This is a genomic window from Nocardioides litoris, from assembly GCF_006346315.1.
Classification (GTDB): domain Bacteria; phylum Actinomycetota; class Actinomycetes; order Propionibacteriales; family Nocardioidaceae; genus Nocardioides; species Nocardioides litoris.
This window is the reverse complement of sequence record NZ_VDMR01000010.1, coordinates 52,130-72,246: the sequence shown is the minus strand read 5'-3', so window position 1 is coordinate 72,246 and position 20,117 is coordinate 52,130. Positions and strand designations below refer to the sequence as shown.

General features: G+C 74.8%; 23 protein-coding genes. 5 read left to right on the top strand and 18 right to left on the bottom strand.

The window, feature by feature from the left end:
- Positions 1-16: 16 nt before the first annotated feature.
- The 3 genes from pruA to FJQ57_RS21355 are packed head-to-tail and all read right to left on the bottom strand — an operon-like array spanning position 17 to position 3,553.
- Complete coding sequence (gene pruA / locus FJQ57_RS21365) at positions 17-1,645, bottom strand: L-glutamate gamma-semialdehyde dehydrogenase (RefSeq protein ID WP_139984297.1); 1,629 nt, start codon at positions 1,643-1,645, stop codon at positions 17-19.
- Positions 1,646-1,703: 58 nt separating this feature from the next.
- A complete protein-coding gene (locus FJQ57_RS21360; protein ID WP_139984295.1) occupies positions 1,704-2,081 on the bottom strand; it encodes a DUF6912 family protein in 378 nt (125 codons plus the stop codon).
- Positions 2,078-3,553 (bottom strand): WS/DGAT/MGAT family O-acyltransferase, encoded by a 1,476-nt coding sequence (locus FJQ57_RS21355; protein WP_139984293.1) that lies wholly within the window; start codon positions 3,551-3,553, stop codon positions 2,078-2,080. Before FJQ57_RS21355 ends, FJQ57_RS21360 begins: the two co-directional genes overlap by 4 nt.
- A 153-nt stretch (positions 3,554-3,706) precedes the next feature.
- On the opposite strand from FJQ57_RS21355, the gene FJQ57_RS21350 reads away from it, so the two are divergent.
- Together FJQ57_RS21350 and FJQ57_RS21345 are read left to right on the top strand one after the other, a co-directional pair.
- Positions 3,707-4,078: a hypothetical protein gene (locus tag FJQ57_RS21350; protein ID WP_139984291.1), complete on the top strand. Its 372-nt coding sequence runs from the start codon at positions 3,707-3,709 to the stop codon at positions 4,076-4,078.
- Positions 4,079-4,082: 4 nt separating this feature from the next.
- On the top strand, positions 4,083-5,435 hold the full coding sequence (locus FJQ57_RS21345) for a hypothetical protein (RefSeq protein WP_139984289.1): 1,353 nt from the start codon (positions 4,083-4,085) through the stop codon (positions 5,433-5,435).
- Between the two features lie 499 nt (positions 5,436-5,934).
- Here FJQ57_RS21345 and FJQ57_RS22750 read toward each other — a convergent pair whose 3' ends face one another.
- On the bottom strand, positions 5,935-7,140 hold the full coding sequence (locus tag FJQ57_RS22750; RefSeq protein ID WP_170219551.1) for a CpaE/TadZ family protein: 1,206 nt from the start codon (positions 7,138-7,140) through the stop codon (positions 5,935-5,937).
- Positions 7,140-7,817, bottom strand: coding sequence for a CpaB family protein (locus FJQ57_RS21340; protein ID WP_139984287.1), 678 nt, complete (start codon positions 7,815-7,817; stop codon positions 7,140-7,142). The genes FJQ57_RS22750 and FJQ57_RS21340 overlap by 1 nt, the downstream gene beginning before the upstream one ends.
- A gap of 131 nt (positions 7,818-7,948) precedes the next feature.
- Here FJQ57_RS21340 and FJQ57_RS21335 point away from each other — a divergent pair, with 131 nt between their 5' ends.
- Positions 7,949-8,194: a helix-turn-helix domain-containing protein gene (locus tag FJQ57_RS21335; protein ID WP_139984285.1), complete on the top strand. Its 246-nt coding sequence runs from the start codon at positions 7,949-7,951 to the stop codon at positions 8,192-8,194.
- Between the two features lie 29 nt (positions 8,195-8,223).
- Here FJQ57_RS21335 and FJQ57_RS21330 read toward each other — a convergent pair whose 3' ends face one another.
- From FJQ57_RS21330 to sigE, 3 genes are read right to left on the bottom strand one after another with little or no spacing between them, the layout of a single operon-like run.
- Positions 8,224-9,780 carry a S1C family serine protease gene (locus FJQ57_RS21330; protein ID WP_139984283.1) on the bottom strand — a complete coding sequence of 519 codons (1,557 nt, stop codon included), beginning with the start codon at positions 9,778-9,780 and terminating at the stop codon, positions 8,224-8,226.
- Positions 9,781-9,832: 52 nt separating this feature from the next.
- The gene (locus tag FJQ57_RS21325) at positions 9,833-10,309 is read right to left on the bottom strand and encodes a hypothetical protein (protein WP_139984281.1); all 477 of its coding nucleotides are present in this window, start codon (positions 10,307-10,309) and stop codon (positions 9,833-9,835) included.
- Positions 10,306-10,950 (bottom strand): RNA polymerase sigma factor SigE, encoded by a 645-nt coding sequence (gene sigE, locus FJQ57_RS21320; protein WP_139984279.1) that lies wholly within the window; start codon positions 10,948-10,950, stop codon positions 10,306-10,308. Before sigE ends, FJQ57_RS21325 begins: the two co-directional genes overlap by 4 nt.
- Before the next feature lie 149 nt (positions 10,951-11,099).
- On the opposite strand from sigE, the gene FJQ57_RS21315 reads away from it, so the two are divergent.
- Positions 11,100-11,744 (top strand): O-methyltransferase, encoded by a 645-nt coding sequence (locus FJQ57_RS21315; protein WP_139984277.1) that lies wholly within the window; start codon positions 11,100-11,102, stop codon positions 11,742-11,744.
- A gap of 32 nt (positions 11,745-11,776) precedes the next feature.
- On the opposite strand, the gene FJQ57_RS21310 is transcribed toward FJQ57_RS21315, so the two are convergent.
- From FJQ57_RS21310 to FJQ57_RS21300, 3 genes are read right to left on the bottom strand one after another with little or no spacing between them, the layout of a single operon-like run.
- A complete protein-coding gene (locus FJQ57_RS21310) occupies positions 11,777-12,115 on the bottom strand; it encodes a hypothetical protein (protein ID WP_139984275.1) in 339 nt (112 codons plus the stop codon).
- Complete coding sequence (locus tag FJQ57_RS21305) at positions 12,112-13,686, bottom strand: leucyl aminopeptidase family protein (RefSeq protein ID WP_211349292.1); 1,575 nt, start codon at positions 13,684-13,686, stop codon at positions 12,112-12,114. The genes FJQ57_RS21310 and FJQ57_RS21305 overlap by 4 nt, the downstream gene beginning before the upstream one ends.
- The gene (locus FJQ57_RS21300) at positions 13,683-13,850 is read right to left on the bottom strand and encodes a DUF3117 domain-containing protein (RefSeq protein WP_139984273.1); all 168 of its coding nucleotides are present in this window, start codon (positions 13,848-13,850) and stop codon (positions 13,683-13,685) included. Before FJQ57_RS21300 ends, FJQ57_RS21305 begins: the two co-directional genes overlap by 4 nt.
- Before the next feature lie 158 nt (positions 13,851-14,008).
- Between FJQ57_RS21300 and FJQ57_RS21295 the strand changes: the two genes are divergently transcribed.
- Entirely contained in the window at positions 14,009-14,803 is a 795-nt protein-coding gene (locus tag FJQ57_RS21295) for an enoyl-CoA hydratase/isomerase family protein (protein ID WP_139984271.1), read from the top strand.
- A gap of 206 nt (positions 14,804-15,009) precedes the next feature.
- On the opposite strand, the gene FJQ57_RS21290 is transcribed toward FJQ57_RS21295, so the two are convergent.
- The 7 genes from FJQ57_RS21290 to FJQ57_RS21260 are packed head-to-tail and all read right to left on the bottom strand — an operon-like array spanning position 15,010 to position 20,092.
- Positions 15,010-15,792, bottom strand: coding sequence for a M14 family zinc carboxypeptidase (locus tag FJQ57_RS21290; RefSeq protein WP_139984269.1), 783 nt, complete (start codon positions 15,790-15,792; stop codon positions 15,010-15,012).
- A gap of 1 nt (position 15,793) precedes the next feature.
- The gene (locus FJQ57_RS21285; protein ID WP_139984267.1) at positions 15,794-16,219 is read right to left on the bottom strand and encodes a hypothetical protein; all 426 of its coding nucleotides are present in this window, start codon (positions 16,217-16,219) and stop codon (positions 15,794-15,796) included.
- Positions 16,220-16,232: 13 nt separating this feature from the next.
- Positions 16,233-16,547, bottom strand: coding sequence for a DivIVA domain-containing protein (locus FJQ57_RS21280; RefSeq protein ID WP_246081959.1), 315 nt, complete (start codon positions 16,545-16,547; stop codon positions 16,233-16,235).
- Positions 16,544-17,269, bottom strand: coding sequence for an LOG family protein (locus tag FJQ57_RS21275; protein WP_139984265.1), 726 nt, complete (start codon positions 17,267-17,269; stop codon positions 16,544-16,546). The genes FJQ57_RS21280 and FJQ57_RS21275 overlap by 4 nt, the downstream gene beginning before the upstream one ends.
- A complete protein-coding gene (gene dapE / locus FJQ57_RS21270) occupies positions 17,269-18,366 on the bottom strand; it encodes a succinyl-diaminopimelate desuccinylase (RefSeq protein WP_139984263.1) in 1,098 nt (365 codons plus the stop codon). Before dapE ends, FJQ57_RS21275 begins: the two co-directional genes overlap by 1 nt.
- Before the next feature lie 8 nt (positions 18,367-18,374).
- Positions 18,375-19,403: a zinc-binding alcohol dehydrogenase family protein gene (locus tag FJQ57_RS21265; RefSeq protein ID WP_139984262.1), complete on the bottom strand. Its 1,029-nt coding sequence runs from the start codon at positions 19,401-19,403 to the stop codon at positions 18,375-18,377.
- On the bottom strand, positions 19,400-20,092 hold the full coding sequence (locus FJQ57_RS21260; protein WP_139984260.1) for a VOC family protein: 693 nt from the start codon (positions 20,090-20,092) through the stop codon (positions 19,400-19,402). The genes FJQ57_RS21265 and FJQ57_RS21260 overlap by 4 nt, the downstream gene beginning before the upstream one ends.
- Positions 20,093-20,117: the final 25 nt, after the last annotated feature.

Sequence of the window (20,117 nt, the reverse complement as noted above, 5' to 3'; positions counted from 1 at the left end):
CGGGGGGACCGTCCGCTCAGCCCATGTAGGGGTAGCGGTGGTCGGTCGGCGGGACGAACGTCTCCTTGATCGAGCGCGGCGAGGTCCAGCGCAGCAGGTTGACCGCGGCGCCGGCCTTGTCGTTGGTGCCCGAGGCCCGGCCGCCGCCGAAGGGCTGCTGCCCCACGACTGCGCCGGTCGGCTTGTCGTTGACGTAGAAGTTGCCGGCCGCGAAGCGCAGCTCCTCGCTCGCCCAGGCGATGACCTTGCGGTCGCGGGCCAGCACGGCGCCCGTCAGCGCGTACGGCGCGATCGACTCCATCTGGCGCACGACGGACTCGAAGTCGGCGTCGTCGTACACGTGGACGGCGAGGATCGGGCCGAAGTACTCGGTCGTGAACACCTCGTCGGTCGGGTCGCCGCCGACCACGACCGTCGGCCGCACGAAGAAGCCCTGGGAGTCGTCGGTCTGGCCGCCGGCGACGACCTCGAGGCCGTCGGTCGACCTCGCCCGGGCGATCGCCTCCTCGTGCTTGGCGAACGCGCGGCCGTCGATGACCGCGCCCATGAAGTGGGACAGGTCGGTCGGGTCGCCCATCGAGAGCGCCTCGACCTCGGCCACGAGCAGGTCGCCGATCTTGGCCCACAGGCTGCGCGGCACGTAGGCCCGGGACGCGGCCGAGCACTTCTGGCCCTGGAACTCGAACGCGCCGCGGATCATCGCCACCCGCAGCACGTCGGGGTCGGCGGAGGGGTGGGCGACGATGAAGTCCTTGCCGCCGGTCTCCCCGACGACGCGCGGGTAGGAGCGGTAGGAGGCGATGTTGTCGCCGACCGTGCGCCACAGGTGCTGGAACGTCGGCGTGGAGCCGGTGAAGTGGATGCCGGCCAGGTCAGGGCTGGCCAGCGCGACCTGCGAGACGTCGAGGCCGTCGCCGGGGAGCATGTTGATCACCCCGGGCGGCATCCCGGCCTCCTCCAGCAGCTCCATCGTCAGCGACGCGGCGAGCTGCTGGGTGGGGCTCGGCTTCCACAGCACCGTGTTGCCCATCAGCGCGGGAGCGGTGGGCAGGTTGCCCGCGATGGCGGTGAAGTTGAACGGCGTGATCGCGTAGACGAAGCCCTCGAGCGGGCGGTGGTCGGTGCGGTTCCACACGCCAGGGCTGTTGGCGATCGGCTGGTCGGCCAGCACCTGGCGGGCGTAGTGGACGTTGAAGCGCCAGAAGTCGATGAGCTCGCAGGCGGCGTCGATCTCGGCCTGGAACGCCGTCTTGGACTGCCCCAGCACGGTGGCGGCGTTGAGGCGCTGGCGCCACGGGCCCGCCAGCAGGTCGGCCGCCTTGAGCAGCACCGCCGCCCGCTCGTCGAAGGGCAGCGAGCGCCAGTCGGGGGCGGCGTCGCGGGCGGCCGCGATCGCGGCCTCGGTGTCGGCGGTCGAGGCGTTGCGGAGCGTGCCGAGCACGTGCTGGTGGTCGTGCGGCTGCACCACGGCGACGTCGGCGCCGCTGCCCTCGCGGCGCTCGCCGCCCACGACGGCGGGGAACGTGCGCTGGGTGCTCTCGAGCTCGGCGATCTGCGCGAGCAGGGCGTCCCGTTCGGGGGTGCCCGGCGCGTAGGTCAGGTTCGGCTCGTTGGTGGGAGCCGGGGGGTGGGTCACTGCGTCCATGCCCGCGACCCTACTGAGGCCGACGCCCGGTTCCGAGCCGGCAGCAGCCGGCCGTGGGTCAGCCGAGGAGGTCGGAGACCTCCTGCGTGGCGTACCACGCGAGGTCGTCGTCGGGGTCGGCGTCGGCGGGCCGCTCACGCGGGTCGGCGTGCACCGCGACCACTCGCCGCAGAGGTACGCCGCCGCCTGCTGCGCCAGCGCCTGGACCCAGGACCCGCTCGGCCTCGGCCTCGCTGACCTCGGCCACCACGACGACCCGACGCCCGGCACCGGCCAGCCGCTCGGCCGAGGCGTCGGCGGCGGTCATCAGCGCGTCGTACTCGGCCTCCTCGTCGTCGCTCTCGGCGACGACCACGTCGTCGCCGGGCACGAGCTCGCCGGCGGCCCAGGCGTCGCGGAGGCCGTCGAGGGTGAGCGGCACGTAGAGGCGGGTCACTCGGAGTCCTGGCCGCCGCGGCTGCCCTGGCCCGCAGGCTTCTTGGCCACCCGGGGCCGACGGCGCCCGCGCGGGGCCCGGGCGGCCGTGGTCGTGGCCAGCAGCTCCTCGAGGGCCTCGCGCAGGCAGGTGCCGAGCAGGTCGGCGTCGGGCAGCGCGTCGCGGTCGGCGGTGACGCCGAAGAACACCCCGCCGTCGTACGACGTCACGCCGATGGCCAGCGGGTGGCCCTCGTGCAGCGGGGGGACGGGGTAGGTGGCGACCATGCGGGCCCCGGCGGCGTACAGCGGCGACTGCGGGCCGGGGACGTTGGTGACGCTGAGGTGGTAGCCGCGGCGCAGCTCCTGCGCCGCGACCCGCGAGCCGATGGCGTGGAACGTCGTCGGCGCGAAGCCGGCGATGCCGGCGAGCCGGTTGGCGGCGACGCTGCGGCCTGTGTCGGCGTGGGCCTGGAAGGAGTAGGAGACCTGGTGCAGCCGCACGAGCGGGCTCGGCTCGCCCACCGGCAGCTCGACGTAGTGGGCGGCGATCTGGCTGCCCAGCGAGGTGGCCTCGAGCTCGCGGTCGATGACGGAGACGGGGACGACGGCGCGCAGCTCGCGGCTGCCGCCGAGGGACTCGGCCCGGGTCATCAGCCAGGCCCGCAGGCCGCCGGTCACCACGGCCAGGATGACGTCGTTGACCGTGCCGCCGTGGGCCTCGCGGATCGTGCGGAAGTCCTTCAGGCAGGTCTCGAGGGTGACGACCCGGCGGTGCTGGGAGAGCGGGCCGACCACGGGTCCGCGGGCCGGGCCACGGCTCAGCAGGGCGCCGCTGACCGCCTTGGCCCGTCGCCCGACCCCACCGACCGTGCGGCGGGCCGACTCGGCCGCGACCGAGGCGGTCTCGACGACGGTGCGGGGCGAGGTCACCGACTCCACCACGGCGCCGGCGACGAGGCCGGCGGCCGACGGCGCCGGGCGCGGGCGCCAGTCGTCGGGCTCGAGGTCCTTCGGCTCGGGGCTCATGTCGAGGAGCAGCTGGCCGAGGTCGACGGTGTGGACGCCGTCGACCAGGGCCTGGTGGCTCTTGGACAGCAGCGCGACCCGGTCGCCCTCGAGGCCCTCGACGACGTAGATCTCCCACAGCGGCCGGCTGCGGTCGAGGCGGCGGGAGACGATGCGCGAGACCAGCTCGCGCAGCTGGTCGTCGCTCCCGGGGCGGGGCAGCGCCGAGCGGCGTACGTGGTAGTCGAGGTCGAAGTGGTCGTCGTCGACCCACACCGGCGTGGCCAGCCCACCGGGCACCTGCGCCAGGCGCTGGCGGTAGCGGGGGACGAACGCGATGCGGTCGGCCACCAGGGCCACGAGCCGCTCGAAGTCGAAGCCGGACTCCCCCGGCTCCAGGATCTCCACCGTCGCGTTGTGCCGGGGCGCGTTGGCCGTCTCGGTGGTCAGGAAGGCCAGGTCGCGCGCCCGGAGCCGCTCGCTCATCCCCATGTCCCTTCTCGCCACGGCCAGCCCCCGACCGCGTCCACGACGGAGGGCCACGTCCGCCCGCTTGTCCGTCCGTGGGATTCTCGCAGAGGACGGGCCTCACCCGAGCATCCCGTCCGGACCGTCGTCCTCACCCCGAAGGGACCCACCGTGATCCGCCGTGGCCCGCGCCTCGCCGCCGCCTGCCTTGCCGTCCTCGCCCTCACGACCGCGTGCGGCGACGGAGGCGGCGGGAGCACCGAGGTCGAGACCATCGACGTCGACGTCCAGGGCGACACGGTCACCGTCGGGGGCGAGCCGGCCGGCGAGCGGATCGAGGTCGACCGCGGCCAGCCGGTCGACATCGTGGTGACCTCCGACGAGGCCGGCGAGCTGCACGTGCACTCCTCGCCCGAGACCACGGCGGACTTCGAGCCCGGCACCAACGACCCGGTCAAGCTGCAGTTCGACCGGGCGGGGGTCGTCGAGATCGAGCTGCACGAGCCGTTCGAGGGGCCGGTCGTCTCGCTCGAGGTGAAGTGACCCGGTGATCTCCCCGGTCTCGCCGCTCGTGGGTGACCTGCAGGCCCACGGCATCGGCGGTCAGCAGGACCTGCCCATCTCCCTCGGCCTCGCCGTCTCCGGCGCGGTCGCCGCCCTCGTCGTCTCCTTCACCGTCCTCGCCGCGGCCTGGCGCAAGCCCCGGTACGCCGCGGCCGGCGACGAGGCCCCCGGCCGCCCGGCCCCGGCGTGGGTCCAGTCCCTCGTCGACCGCGGCGTGCTGCTGGTCGTGGGCCGGGTCTTCGGCATGGTGCTGTTCCTCTTCACCGTCGTGGTCTCGGTGGCCGGTGAGGACACCGTCATCAACCCGTTCTTCGGCATCGTCTACGTCTGGCTCTGGGTCGGCATCGTGCCGATGTCGCTGCTGCTCGGCCCGTTCTGGCGCACCATCAGCCCGGTCCGCACCATCAACGCGCTCTTCGCGCGGCTCTCGGGCAGCGACCCGCGCGAGGGCCTCTACCGCTACCCGGCCCGCCTCGGCTACTGGCCGGCCGCGTTCGGCCTGCTCGCCTTCGTCTGGCTCGAGCTGGTCTTCCCCTCCTCCACCGAGCTCAGCCCGGTGCGGCTGTGGTTCGCGGTGTACGTCGCCGTCATGCTCGTCGGCGGGGCGCTGTTCGGCCACGCCTTCTTCGAGCACGCCGACCCGTTCGAGGTCTACTCCACCCTCGTCGGCAAGCTCTCGGTCTGGGGCCGGCACGAGGACCGCGTCGTCGTGCTCAGCCCGCTGGCCAACCTCGCCACCACCCGCGTCGCCCCCGGCCTCGTGGGCGTGGTCGGCGTGCTCTTCGGCAGCACCGGCTTCGACTCCTTCGGGGAGTCGCCGACCTGGGTGAAGTTCCTGCAGGGCACCGAGGTCAGCGGCTACCTGCTGACCAACCTCGCCCTGCTCGCCTTCTGCGCCGGTGCCACGGCGATCTTCGCCCTCGGCTGCGTGCTGACCGGCGTCGGCCCCGACACCCCGCGCCGCGCCCTGCCCGACCTGCTCGCCCACAGCATCGTGCCGATCATCGTCGGCTACGTCGTCGCGCACTACCTGAGCTACTTCCTCGAGGTCGGCTCCCGCACCCTGGCCTACGCCAGCGACCCCTTCAGCACCGGCGCCAACTACTTCGGCACCGCCGACCTCCCCGACCTGGTCTGGCTCTCCTACCACCCGACCCTGCTGGCGACCATCAAGGTCGGCGCCGTCGTCGCCGGCCACGTCGTCGCGGCGACCGCCGCGCACGACCGGGCCCTGCAGCTCCTCCCCCGCCGCCACCAGCTCACCGGGCAGATCCCGTTGCTGATCGCGATGGTCGGGTTCACCAGCGGTGGGTTGCTGCTGCTGTTCTCGAGCTGACCGCTGCTCCTGTGGCTGGTGTGGGCGGCCGCGCGCGTAGTCGATCGGGTCTCCGCGTCAAGGACGCTCGCTGCGCTCGCGCCGGCTCCGCCGGCCGCTTCGCGGTCCTGGACCCGGAGCCTCGCCCGATCGACTGACGGCGCGCTCAACGGCACGGGCTCCGCCCGCGCCGCCGCTGGCGCGGCCGCCCCTGACTCCTGCTGCCGATCTCCCACTTCTGGTGGGTAATTACCGACCAGGAGCGGGAGATCCCCGTCAGGAGTGGAGCGGTCGGGTCACGTGTGACTGGTGGGGCGGGTGGCCGCGCCAGCGGAGGCGCGCCGGGCACGGGACACGAGGCGTCGCCGACAGCGCGCAGACAGGCGGGCCGCGCGAGGCTCGGGGTCAAGGAAGCGAAGCAGCGGCGCCGCAGGCGTCCTTGACGCCGAGACGCGGCCTGCCACGCGCGCGGCCACCCGACCCACCCACGGCCGCCCACACCAGCCACGAGGACGAGGAGCTAGGCCGGAGCCCGCAGCGCCGCCACCAGCCCCGCGACCGCCTTGGTCAACGGGCCCTCGCCGGACTCGACGAGCGTCCGCCCCGCGACGATCGCCCGGTCGACGGCGGCGCGGTCGTCGGGCAGGAAGTGCAGGCCGGCGAGGCGCGTGAACCCCGAGACCATGCCGGCGACGTCCTTCTCCGACCAGCCCAGGCTCGGGCGCATCCGGTTGACGACGACCTGCACGGGCGCGGGACCGACGACCTCGCGCAGGTCGACCAGGCCGCGGGCCAGTCGGGCCAGGCCGACGGGGTCGGCGGCGCCGACGACGAGCACCTGGTCGGCCACCTCGAGCGCCCCCAGGGTCAGCTGGTTGCGGCCGCGGCCGGACAGCTCGCCCACGGGGTCGCCCTCCAGGCTGAACCCGGTGTCGACGACGACCTCCCCGGTCGCACGGCCGAGCTCGAGCAGGTGCTCCACCGTGCCTGCCCGGACCTCGGTCCACCGGTCGGGACGCGGGAGCCCGGTGACCACCGACAGCCGGGCGTCGAGGCCGCGCTGCACCGAGGCGAACCGCTCCTCCAGCTGGCCCGCCGTGGCCAGCCGCGCCGCGGCGAGCAGGCCGGACACCTCGTCCATCACGCCGAGCTGCTGGCCGATCGACCCGCCGTAGGGGTCGGCGTCGACCAGCACCGTACGCCGACCGGCCCGGGCCAGCTCGGCCGCGACGGACGCCGCGACCGTGCTGCGCCCGGGGGCGCCGGCGGGGCCCCAGACCGCCAGCACCCGGCCGCCGGGCTGCGGGGCGGTCGGGCCGGCCTGGGTGGGGTCGGCGTCGGCGTACCCGGGCGGCGGGGCGGTGGGGCGCGGGCCGAGCCCGGCGGCCTGGACCGCGTCGGGCAGGCCGTCGAGGCCCGAGACGGGCACGACCGCGCGCACCCCGATGCGGCCGGCCCGGGCGGTCGCACCCTCGACCTGGTCGTCGGGCACCACCGCGACCGGCCAGACGCCGTGGTCGGCCAGTCGCGCCACGGCCGGCGCGTCGAGGCCCCGCGCCTCGAGCCCCACCACGGCGGCCTGCGCCTGGCCGGACGACGCCGCGGCGAGCAGGTCGTCGACGTCGACGCACCGCTTGAGCACGACGGTGGCGGGGTGGTCGCCGAGGACCTCCAGGGCGCGGGACTCCCAGGCCGCCCCGGCGGCCACCACCAGGACGACGATCATCAGCTCTCCTGCACCAGCGAGACCACGGGCGTGGTCAGGGTGCCGACCAGCGCGTAGTAGGCGCCGACCTGCTCGCGGGGGACGGCCAGCTCGACCTGGCGCTCGCCGCCGGGCGAGACGGTCTGGTCGGCCGGCGGGGCGGAGACCACCCGGACGTCGTCGAGCACGGGATCGCCGGGGTCGCGCGGCTCGGCTCCCCCGCCGGTGCCTCCACCCGCACCGGCACCTGGGCCAGCGCCGTCCACCTCGTCGGCGGTGACGTAGACGTCGACGACCGACCCGGCCGTGACGTCGGTGGGCACGAGCAGCGGCGCCACCCCGAGCGACAGGGTCACCGTCGTCTCGTCGTCGGCCTCGCCGAGGGCCGAGCGCGGGAGCAGCTCGCCGGCGCCGAGCGGTCGGGCGACGACCAGCTCGGCGGGCAGGTCCTCGCCGACCTCCAGGTAGCGGCCGAGGTCGTCGGCGTCGGCGAACCGCAGCCGGCGCGCCTCGAGGTCGTCCTCGGTGAGCTGCTGCCCGGGCTGCACGTCGGCCGCGACGGCCCAGACCTGGACGGTGTCGTCGGCCGAGGCGAGCACCCGGCTGCCGACGAGCACCGACGCGGCGACGATGGCGACGCCGACCCACAGGCGCGGGTCGCGCCAGCCGGGTCGGGTGGCGCGGACGGCGGGGGGCACCGGTGCGGGAGCTCCGAGATCTCGTGGCACGGGCACATCATCACCTCGACCCCGGTCCCGGGTCACCTGTCTCTCCACAGGGACGGGACCGGGTGCACCCCCGGGGGCGTCGGGGGTGCGACGATGGCGCCATGGCCGGTGCCCCGCGCTTCCTCACCCTCGCCGACGTCGCCGAGGTGCTCAACACCTCGAGCGCGCAGGTCTACGCGATGGTGCGCCGCGGCGAGCTCGAGGCCATCAAGATCGGCGGCCGCGGCCAGTGGCGCGTCGAGGCGTCCAAGCTCGAGGAGTACATCGCCCGGGCCTACCGCGACACCAAGGCGTTCGTCGACGACCACCCGTTCGTCGAGGACGGCACGGGCGTCGAGGTCGACTGACCTGTCGTGGACCGACGACGGGTCGGCTCTCAGCCGACCTCGGAGTCGAGCTCGACCTCGGTCGTGCGCTCCTGCCCGTTGCGCAGGTAGGTGAACTCGACCCGCTCGCCCGGCTGGTAGCTGCGGATGCTCACGATGAGCGAGATGCCGTCGGTGACGCGGCGGCCCTCCACCTCGGTCACCACGTCGCCGTCCTCCAGGCCGGCGCGCTCGGCCGGGGTGTCGGCCAGCACGTCGTCGAGGTAGGCACCGGCGACGTCCTGGCTGTCGGGTCCACCCACCTGGGCCCCGATGACGGGGTAGCGCGCCTCGCCGGTCTTGAGGATCTGGTCGGTGGTGATGCGCACCTGCTCGACCGGGATGGCGAAGCCGACGCCGATGTTGCCGGCCTCTCCGTTGGTGGCACCGCCGCTGGTGGCGATGGCGGAGTTGACGCCCACGACCTGGCCGCGGAGGTTGACCAGGGGGCCACCGGAGTTGCCGGGGTTGATGGCGGCGTCGGTCTGCACGGCGTTGATGTAGGACGACTCGTCGCCGCTGCGGCCGGTGGTGACGGGGCGGTTGAGGGCGCTGACGATGCCGGCGGTGACCGTGGAGCTCAGGCCGAGCGGCGAGCCGATGGCCACGACGCCGTCGCCGACGCGCAGACCCTCGGAACGGCCGAGCGCCGCGGGCTCGAGGCCAGCGTCGTCGGGGATCTTGAGGACCGCGATGTCGTAGACCGGGCTGCGGCCGACGATCTCGGCGTCGAAGGTGTTGCCCTCCTGGTCGACGACCCGCACGGGCCCGTCGTCCTCGGCGGCGCCGGCGACCACGTGGTTGTTGGTCACGACGTGGCCCTGGGTGTCGACGACGAACCCAGAACCCGTGGCGCCGTCGGCCTGGCCGCCGAGCTCGGCGAGGATCTGCACCGTGCTCGGCAGCACGGCCTCGGCCACGGCGGAGATGCCGCCCTCGGTGACCGGGGGGAGCTCCACGATGTCGTCGTCGGAGAGCCCCTCGTAGGCGCTGGGGGCGCCGTCGGAGGTGCGGTTGTAGACCACGCTGCCCGCGACGCCGCCGAGCAGGCCGACGACCAGCGCGATGACCGCCGCGACCGGCCAGACCCAGCCCGAGACCCGGCTGCCGCCGCGATGGCCGTGCGACGTCGCCGCCGGCGCGGCGGGGAAGGGCGCGCGGGACAGGTCGGACCACGGCTGCAGCGGCGCGGTGGGTAGCGGGCCCGACGGCGGCGCCCAGCCCGCGCTCGGCGCCGGGGGCGCGCCGGGAGCCGGGGGCGGAGCGGGCGCGGGGGACGAGGAGGACGAGGTCGACGAGGTCGCGGGCTGGCCCGGCTCGACGTACGACGGCGCGGGCCGCTCCGTGGCCGGTTCGCCCCAGGAGTCGGCGCCGTCGTCCAGCGGGTCGGTCAACGGGTCGGGGCGCGCGGCGACCGGCTCGGTCTCGACCCGGTCGGGGTCGTCGGCGTCGCGGACGCCGCCGAGGTGCAGCGGCTGGGTCGACCCGGCGTCGTCGGCCCCGGGGCCCGCGGTGGCGGCGTCGTGGCCGTCCGTCCCGGGCTCGGGGTCACGGTGCTCCTCGTTCACCGGCACATCATCCCCCGCGGGTGGTCACCGCGCGCCACCCGACCGCAGGTGTCTACGGCGTCGTCCCGCGGCGGACCGGCACCGGACCACGGAACGCGGGCTGGGGCGCCTGCTGGGTGACCGGCTGCTGCCGGCGGTCGGCGGGTGAGGGCAGGTCGGCCGCGGGGGCCGGGCCGAGGGCGAGCACGCCCATGACGGCCGCTCCGGCCGCACCCCCGCCGAGCGCGGCGATGCCGGCGACCCCGCCGCGCACCCGCGGACGGGCCCGGTGGCGCAGGTCGTCGCAGGGACCGAGCAGCCGTTCGGGCGGCAGGCCGAGCAGCGCCCCCTTGAGCCCGTCAGGAGCCGAGCAGGCGGCCGGGCCGGGGTCGTGGGCCAGGGCGACGAGCTGGGTCTTGACCCAGCCCTCGCGCTCGACGTCGTCACGGCAGGCGTGGCAGACGTGCACGTGGGCCCAGGCGGCCTCGGTCTCGGCGGGCGAGAGCTGGCCGTCGAGGAGGTCGCTGACCTTGCGTCCGAGGTGGGTCATCCGCGCCCCCTCCCGACCGTCTCGGTGGGGCCGTGGTGCCCGGGGGCGGGGCCGGAGTAGCGCGCGCGGCCGTCGGTCGGGGCGCGGTGCGCCAGCGCCGTGCGGAGCATGGCGCGGCCGCGGTGGATGCGCGAGCGCACGGTGCCGAGCTTGGCGCCGAGGATCTCCGCGATCTCCTCGTAGGTCAGGCCCTCGACGTCGCACAGCACGACCGCCACCCGGAAGTCGGGCGGCAGCGTGGCCAGCGCGCGCTCGACGTCGTCGTCGAACGTGCGGTCGACGTAGGCCGAGTCGGGCGCCGGGGCCGGGCTCGAGAGCCGGTCGGCGCGCTCGTCGGACAGGGCGTCGAAGCGGATGCGCTGCTTGCGGCGGGCCTGGTCGAGGAAGAGGTTGGTGGTGATGCGGTGCAGCCAGCCCTCGAAGGTGCCGGGCGTGTAGGACGACAGCGACCGGAAGACGCGCACGAAGACCTCCTGGGTGAGGTCCTCGGCGTCGGGGCGGTTGCCGGTCAGGCGGTAGGCCAGGCGGTAGACGCGGTCGGAGTGGCGCTCGACGATCTCGTCCCAGGTCGGCACGCCCTCCTGGGGCGGCTGGTCCCCGGGATGGGTCCCCTCGCTCACGGCACTCCTCGCTCGGCGCACTGCTTCCTCCGCTGTCTGGCCCCTCACGGTAGGGGTCACGGCTGAGGGTTCCCTGTGAGCGCCCTCGACCCGTGCAACGTGCGGGGTGCGGCCGGGGTTCCCGGGCGCGGTGGCCGGTCGGCGTACGTCGCGGGCGATAGCGTGCCGCCATGAGCACGCCCACGGCGCCGGTCGCCGCCAGCAGCTGGACCTACGCCGAGACCTACGTCGGCGAGGACGAGGTGCTGGCGGCCGCCCGCGAGCGGGCGCACGAGGTCGGGGTCGTCGCGATCGGCAGCGGCGGCGGCGCGACCCTGCGGTTCCTGGCCGCGGTCCTCGAGGCCCGCGCGGTCGTCGAGATCGGCACCGGCACCGGCGTCTCCGGCCTGTGGATGCTGCGCGGCATGGCCGCCGACGGCGTCCTGACCACCGTCGACCTCGAGGCCGAGCACCAGCGGCTGGCCCGCGAGACCTTCACCGAGGCGGGCGTCCCCGCCCAGCGGGTGCGCACCATCCCCGGCGCCGCCCTCGACGTCCTCCCCCGCCTGACCGACGGCCACTACGACCTCGTCTTCGCCGACGGCGACAAGACCGAGTACGCCGCCTACCTCACCGAGGCCCTGCGCCTGCTGCGCCCCGGCGGCGTCGTGGCGTTCGACAACGCGCTGTGGCACGACCGGGTCGCCGACCCCGCCCAGCGCGACCCCGAGACCGTCGCCGTGCGCGACCTGCTCACCGCTGTCGCCGAGCACGAAGGCCTGGTGCCGCTGCTCCTCCCCGTCGGCGACGGGCTGCTGGTCGCGCAGAAGCGCTGAGCCTGCCTGCCTGCCTGCGCGGTCGGGCGCGGTCAGGCGCGGGCCGAGGGCGCGAAGCCGTCCCAGCCCTCGGCGACGGCGACGACCTCGGAGGCCTCGACGAGCACGGGCTCGGCACCGACGATGCGGGTGCCGGGGGCCTCGGACGCGGTCTCGCGGAAGGCGCGCTCGAACTCCGCACGCGCATCGTCGGTCGCGAAGACGTAGAAGCCCTCGAACCACTCACCGGGGCGCACCCGCCAGACCTTGTAGCGCAGGCCCGCCATGCCGGTGAAGCGGGCGTGCGAGGTCTCCTCGACGTACGACGCCAGCTCGTCCTCGACGCCGGCGGGGGCGTCGGCGAGCGACCAGCGGATGGTCAGCGACCTCACGAGCCGACGCCGGCGAGCGGGTCGGGCGACCCGAGCCAGGCCAGCAGCGCGCGGACGCCGTAGCCGGTGGGGCCCAGCGTCCACTCGTGCTTGTCCTCCGGCGAGTCACCGACGGAGGCGATGTCGAGGTGGGCCCACGGCACGTCACCGACGAACGCCTTGAGGAACAGTGCCGCCATGATCGCCGCCGGCCCGGAGGCACCGTTGTCGGCGTCGGCGACCTTGGAGGCCAGCTTGTCCTCGTAGCCCGACCACAGCGGCAGCCGCCACAGCGGCTCGCCGGCGTGCTCGCCGGCGGCGAGCAGCGAGGCGGCCAGGGCGTCGTCGCTGGCGAAGAGCCCGCCGACCTGCTGGCCCAGCGCGACCTTCACGCCGCCGGTGAGCGTGGCGACGTCGACGATCGCGGCGGGCGCGAGCTCGGCGACGGCGTAGGCCAAGGCGTCGCCCAGGACCAGGCGGCCCTCGGCGTCGGTGTTGGTGACCTCGGTGGTGCGGCCTCCGTAGTGGCGCAGCACGTCGCCGGGACGCATCGCGGAGCCCGAGACGGCGTTCTCGGCGGCGGGCACGAGGCCCACGACCTTGACCGGGCAGCCGACCGCGGCCAGCGCGGCCATGGTGGCGATGACGACGCCACCGCCGGTCATGTCGCGCTTCATGGTGGTCATGCCCTGGGCGGGCTTGATGGAGATGCCGCCGGAGTCGAAGGTGATGCCCTTGCCGACCAGCACCACCGTCGGCACCCGACGCGACGCCTTGCGCGGGGTGTAGTCGAGGCGCACCAGGCGCGGCGGCGTGGCCGAGCCCTGGCCGACGCCGACGATGCCGCCGAACCCACCGGCCCGCAGCTCGTCGTCGTCCCACACGCGGTAGCCGAGCCCGGCCTCCTCGGCGACCTGGCGGGCCTGGTCGGCCAGCCAGGCGGGGTTCTTCAGGTTGGAGGGCACGGTGGCCAGGGCGCGGGCGCGCCAGCTGGCGCCGGCGGCGGCGACCGCGCGCTGCAGAGCGGCCTGGGCGTCCGGGCCGGCGGCACCGGACGGGACCGACAGCACCACGCGCTCGACCGGCACCACGTCGGCCGCGCCCTGGCGCCAGGAGAAGGTGAACGAGCCGAGCACCAGCCCTCCGACGACCGCCTCGAGAGCATCGTCGTGGAGCCCTGTCAGCGTGGTCGCGACGGCGGAGCGCCCGCGCGTGGCGCGGGCGACCGCGGCCGCGGCCCGGCGCAGCTCGGTGGGGCCGGCCGCGCCGACCCCGACGAGCAGCACGAGGCGCAGGTCGGGCTGGTCGGGACCCCCGAGGGGCACCGGCAGGGTCACGACCTGGCCGACCTCGCCGGTGGCCCGGCCGGCCTCGGCGGCGGCGACCAGGTCGAGCCCGAGGGCGTCACCGACCTCGGCCGCGCCGGGCCCGAGCAACGGGGCGGCGTGCTCGTCGTCCCCGGACGCGGGCAGCACCGGGAGCGCGACCACCTCGACGCCCGCGAGGGCGTGGACGGGGTGATCGGTGAGCGCGACCTCCGGCGGCGAGGCCTGGGCCGGCAGCGTAGGGGGCGGAACGGTGGCCCGGGTCACCCGACGACGGCGTGGAGGGCGTCGCCGAGGGCTGCGGCCTCCTCCGCGTTGAGCTCCACCACGAGGCGGCCACCACCTTCGAGGGGCACGCGCATCACGATGCCGCGACCCTCCTTGGTGACCTCCAGCGGGCCGTCCCCGGTCCGGGGCTTCATCGCCGCCATGCGGCACCTCTTCCGTCGTCGCGCCGGAGCCCGGGCGGCAGGGCGCCGCTCCGTGGCTCATGTGATCTCCATTATCCCTCATCGCCCAGGTCGTCCGCACGCACCTCGCTCCACACGCCCCGGGGCACGGTGGCCCGCGGGTGGCAGACTCCTCTGGCATGACCGACGCGCCCGTGCTCCTCGACCTCACCGACGGGGTCGCCACCATCACGTTCAACCGTCCCGACGCCATGAACAGCCTCGACGTGGCGACCAAGGAGCTGCTGCTCGAGACCGTCCGCGCGGTCGCCGACGACCCCGCGGCGCGGTGCGTCGTGCTGACCGGCACCGGCCGGGCCTTCTGCACCGGCCAGGACCTCAAGGAGCACGTGCAGCTGCTCCGCAACGGGGGCAGCGACCAGCTCTTCACCACGGTCGACGACCACTACAACCCGATCGTCACCGCGCTCGCCCGCATGGAGAAGCCGGTCCTGGCGGCGGTCAACGGGATCGCGGCCGGCGCCGGGGCCTCGCTCGCCTTCGCCTGCGACCTGCGCATCGTGGCCGACACCGCCGGGTTCAACCTGGCCTTTGCCAACGTCGCGCTGTCCTGCGACACCGGCGCCTCCTACCACCTGCCGATGCTCGTGGGCCGGGCCAAGGCGATGGAGCTGCTCTACTTCCCGCGCACCGTCCCCGCAGCCGAGGCGCTCGAGCTCGGCCTCGCGACGCAGGTCGTGCCCGCCGACGAGCTGACCGCCGTGGTCTCGGCGATGGCCACCAAGCTGGCGACCGGTCCCACCGTGGCGCTGGGCGCCATGCGCCGCTCGGTGTCGTACGCCGCGGGCGCGACGCTCGAGGAGGCGCTGGAGCTCGAGAGCGCCATGATGACCAAGACCGGCGCCACCGCCGACCACGAGGCCGCCGTCGCGGCGTTCGTGGCCAAGGAGAAGCCGAGCTTCGAGGGGCGGTAGCGGGCTGGCGCTGGATGCCGAGACCCGGGCGGCAAATTCTCCGGTTAAGCGGAGAAACTGCCACTTCTGAGACGGAACTACCCACCAGGAGTGGGAGATCCTCCGCTTAACCGGAGAAACTGCCACCTCTGAGACGGAACTACCCACCAGGAGTGGGAGATCCTCCGCTTAACCGGAAAATCTGCCAGCAGCGAGCACGAGGCGGGTCAGAACCCCGCGCGGTCGGCACCGACCTGGCCGCGGCCGGCGCCGAAGACCCGCAGCACAAGGTCGGGCACCGTCCGGGTCAGGTGCCGGCGCGAGGGACGGGCGCCGTACTCGACGGTGAGGGCGGCGCCGTCGAAGTGGGCGTTGAACCACCCCGTCATGGTGCCGTGGCAGGTGCCGCCGCAGTCGAGGGTGCGGGTGGGCAGGCCGAGGGTGCGCGCGACGCGACGGGCGAACGCCGGCCGCTTGGTGTCGGTGTCGACACCGAGCAGCGGCTGGTGGAAGCTCAGCACCCAGTCGGGGTCGACGCGGCGCAGGAAGCGCATGGTTGCGCGGGTCTCGGGCTCCGAGGCGGGTCCACGGCCGGACTCGTAGCTGCCGTCGAGGTCAGCCCAGGCGTGGGGGAAGTTGCGGTTGAGGTCGACGCCGCGGGCGTTGCGGCGGGTGCCGGCGGCGAGGCCGTCGGGGTTGTAGACCGGCACGACCCACAGGTCGAGGCCGATGACCTGCGGCCCGTCGACCAGGGCGCGCAGGGCGTGCCGGGTGTCGGGCTCGTTGCCGTGCATCGTGGAGAACAGCACGACGGTCTCGCGACGCGTGGCGACCTCGGGGCTCGCGAGGTGGAAGGCCACGAGCGGGCGGCCGTCGACCGAGCGGCCGTAGACCTCCCGGCTGAACCAGGCGTCGGCCGAGGCCGGCGCCGGCGCCGCCACCACCGCCAGCAGCGGCGCGAGCAGCCCCAGCAGCACCACCAGCGCGGACGTCGTACGCCGGGCGCCCACCTCAGACCGCCTTGACGAGGTAGGCGTAGGTGAAGACGAGGACGCCGGCGACCATGCCGACGTGGCCGAGCAGCGACAGGCCAGGCCCGGAGGACCAGGAGTCCTCGACGGCGCCGGAGGCGTGCCGGCCGCGGGCGGGCAGCCAGCGCAGCAGCAGCATCAGCCCCGCCAGCGCGACCACCCACCACAGCACGAGGGCGAGGATGCCGAGCAGGGTGGAGGTGTTCTCGGAGACGACGTCGCCGGTGAGCAGGAACGCGACCCACAGGAGCAGCGCGAGGGTGCCGGCGACGGTGTGCACGGCGACCGGGCCGCGCGCGATCGTCACCCGGCCGGCGCCGGCACGCTCGCGGCGCAGCCGCAGCCGGGTCAGCACGACGACCACCGCGGCCAGCGCGGTGAGCACGTAGACGATGACGGGCGACACGCGGGTGAGTGTGTCAGGCCCCGGGGCCGGTGTCCCCGCGGCTCTCCGGCGCGGGACGCAGGGCCTCCCCGGGCTGGGCCCCGGGCTGGGCCTCGAGCTGGGCGGCCAACCGGGACAGCAGGGCGTCGACCTCCGACATGCGGTAGCCCCGGAAGCCCAGGGAGAAGCGCACCCGTCGCAGGTCGTCGGCCGCGAGCGGGCCCTCGGCCGGGACGAGGGCGTCGGGACGGTCGTCGTGCTCCTCGACCATGGGTTGGCCGAACCCGGCCGCGACCAGGGCGATGCCGCCCATCAGCAGCACCACGACGACGGCGAGGAACCAGGTCACGAGGCCGCCTCGCGGGCCGCGGCCATGAGCGCCACCGCCTCGTCGACGTCGTCGGTGACCACGATCCGGTCGAGGTCGGCGGCCGAGATCATGCCGCCGGCGAGCACGGTCTCGCGCAGCCAGTCCATCAGCCCCGACCAGTACGCCGTGCCGAGCAGGACCACCGGGAAGGCGGTGACCTTCTGGGTCTGGGCGAGCGTGAGCGCCTCGAACAGCTCGTCGAGGGTGCCGAGGCCGCCGGGGAGGACGACGAAGCCCTGGGTGTACTTCACGAACATCGTCTTGCGGACGAAGAAGTAGCGGAAGTTCAGGCCGAGGTCGACGTAGGGGTTGAGGCCGGCCTCGAAGGGCAGCTCGATGCCGAGGCCGACGCTGAGGCCGCCGGCCTCCTGGGCGCCCTTGTTGGCGGCCTCCATCGCGCCGGGACCGCCGCCGGTCATGACGGCGAACCCGGCCTCGACGAGCTTGCGCCCCAGCTCGACACCCATGGCGTACGCCGGGTCGTCGGTCGAGGTGCGGGCCGAGCCGAACGCGCAGACCGCCGGCCCCAGCTCGGCCAGGGCGCCGAAACCCTCGACGAACTCGGCCTGGATGCGCAGCACCCGCCAGAAGTCGGTGTTGGTGTCGAGCTTGCGGCGCCGGTCGAGCAGCCGCTGGTCGGCGGTGGTGCCGGCGCCCTGGCCCATGTCGAGGGCGGCGCCGGTGCGGGTCGCGCGGACCATCAGGCGCCCTCCCCCGTCTCGCCCGTCTCGCCCGTCAGCCAGGCGCGCAGCGTGCGCTCGCAGTGCTCCACCTGGGCGACGGGCACGTGCTCCTCCTGCTTGTGGGCCAGCATCGGGTCGCCGGGGCCGAAGTTGACCGCGGGGACGCCGAGGACGGTGAAGCGGGCGACGTCCGTCCAGCCGAACTTCGGGTTCACGACCCCGCCGACGGCCTCGACGAACGCCTTCGCGGCCGGCCGGTCGAGTCCCGGGAGGGCACCGGGCGAGGTGTCGGTGAGCGTGACGTCGTACCCGGTGAAGAACGCGCGGACGAAGGCCTCGGCGTCGGCCTCGCTGCGGTCGGGGGCGAAGCGGAAGTTGACCTCGACGACGCACTCGTCAGGGATGACGTTGCCCGCGACGCCGCCGCGGACCGCGACGGCGTTGAGGCCCTCGTGGTACTCGAGGCCGTCGATGACCGGGCGCCGGGCCTCGTAGGCGGTGAGCCGGGCCAGCACGTCGGCGGCGCCGTGGATCGCGTTGACCCCGCGCCACGACCGGGCGGAGTGGGCGCGCTCGCCGTGGGTGCGCACCTCGACGCGCAGCGTGCCCTGGCAGCCGGCCTCGACCACCGCGTCGCTGGGCTCCATGAGGATGGCGAAGTCGGCCTCGAGCAGGTCGGGGTCGCTCTGGGAGAGCTTGTGGAGCCCGTTGAACTCCGCGTCGACCTCCTCGGCCTCGTAGAGCACGTAGGTCACGTCGCGCACCGGCTCGGGCACGGTCGCGGCCAGGCGCAGGATGACCGCGTCGCCGCCCTTCATGTCGCACGTGCCGAGGCCGTGGAGCAGGCCGGTCTCCTCGTCCAGGCGGCTGGGCAGGTTGTCGTTGACCGGCACGGTGTCGAGGTGCCCGGCGATGACCACCCGCTCGCCGCGACCGAGGTCGGTGCGGGCGACCACGGTGTGCCCGCGCCGGGTGACGGTGAGGTGGGGCAGCGCGACGAGGGCCTGCTCGACGACGTCGGCGATGGCCTGCTCGTGGTGGCTGACGGACTCGATGTCGACGAGCTGCCGGGTCAGGCTGACGGCGTCGGCGGTGAGGTCGAGCGGGGACGGCATGGCGCCAGTCAACCAGCCGTGGGACCGGCCGCGACCACGACCTTCCCGACGACCCGGCCGCCCCGCACGAGCTCGTGCGCCCGCTCCAGGGTGGCCGCGTCGAGGGGCGCCAGCTCCTCGGCGACGGGCGCGGTGACGCGGCCGTCGTCGACGAGCGCGGCGACCCGCGTGAGCAGGTGGTGCTGGGGCAGCTGGGCGTCGCCGCCGGCCAGTGGGCGGGTGAACATCAGCTCCCAGTGGAAGGAGATCGACTTCGGCTTGAGGAACGCGACGTCGAGCTCCTCGGGGTCGTCGATGGCCACGATCTCGCCGAACGGGTTGAGGACCTCCTCGTACAGCGCGAGCTGGCCCTCGCCCTCGACGCGGGAGGTGAAGACCCAGTCGACGCCGTCGGGCGCGGCCTCGGCCAGCTGCGGCTGCAGGTCGCCCCCGTCGGCGTGGTGGTCGACCGTCGCCTCGGCACCCCAGGCGCGGGCCTGCTCCGCGTTGGCCGCCGAGGCCGTCGCCACGACGCGCACGCCGGGCAGCAGCGCGTCGGCCAGCTGCAGCACCAGCGCCCCGACGCCGCCGGTCGCGCCGACGACGAGGAGGGTCCCGCGGCTCTCCGCGGTCAGCCTGAGCTTGTCGAACAGGCCCTCCCAGGCCGTGATCGAGACCAGCGGCAGCGAGGCCGCCTCGGCCCACGACAGCGACGCGGGCCGGCGGGCGACGATGCGCTCGTCGACGGCGTGCAGCGCGGCGTCGGTGCCGGGCCGGCCGATGCTGCCGGCGTAGAAGACCTCGTCGCCGGGCGCGAACAGCGTCACGGCCGGTCCGACCTCGACGACCACGCCCGCGGCGTCGTACCCGAGGACGCGCTCGCCCTCGGTGTGACCGGCGCGGACCTTGAGGTCGACGGGGTTGACGGAGACCGCCCGCACCTCGACGAGCAGGTCGTGCTCGCCCGCGACGGGTCGGTCGACCTGCACGTCGGCCAGGACGGCGGGGCTGCCGGGGGACGGGACGACGGCCGCCACGGCCGCGATCTGCTCGCTCATGCCCCGAGCATCCGCGACGGCACAACCCCGAACGGGTTGCCCTCGGGGTCGGCGAGCAGCCCGTCGGCGAGCCGGGTGGCGCCGCGGGAGAGCAGCGCGTCGACGTCGCCCACCACGTTCCAGCGGACCCGGCTGCGCTCGGTGCGGGGCTCGGGCACGGCGTTGAAGTCGAGGGTCATCCGGGCGTCGACGGCGGCGCCGGTCAGCGTCCACCACTCGTCGCCGTGGTCACCGCGCTGGTGCTCGACCTCGACGCCGAGCACCTCGCCCCACCAGGCCGCCTGGGCCCCGGGGTCGACGCAGTCGATGCCGAGCCCGTGCAGCCGGTACGCCGGCAGCGACCGCCCCGGGCGGGCGAACGCGCACAGCTCGTTGCCCTCGGGGTCGTGCATCGTGGTCCAGGCGAACCCGGTCTCCTCCGCCGGCGCCAGCACCCGGCCGCCGTGCGCCACGACCTCCTCGACGGAGCCGCAGTCGAGGTCGGGGTGGACGCGGTTCTTGGCGGTCTTGGGCTCGTGCGGCCGGTCGGTCTCGACGACCCGGACGGTGTGCCGCGGGGTCTCCCCCTCCAGCCGGCGGTCCTCGACCGGCCCGGCCACGACGAGGCCGAGCACGTCGGCCCAGAACCTCGACTGTGCGTCGACGTCGTGCGCCTCGATCACGAGGCCGTGCCAGGTCGCGAGGGTCATCGCCCCACTGTGGCAGTGGCGGCCG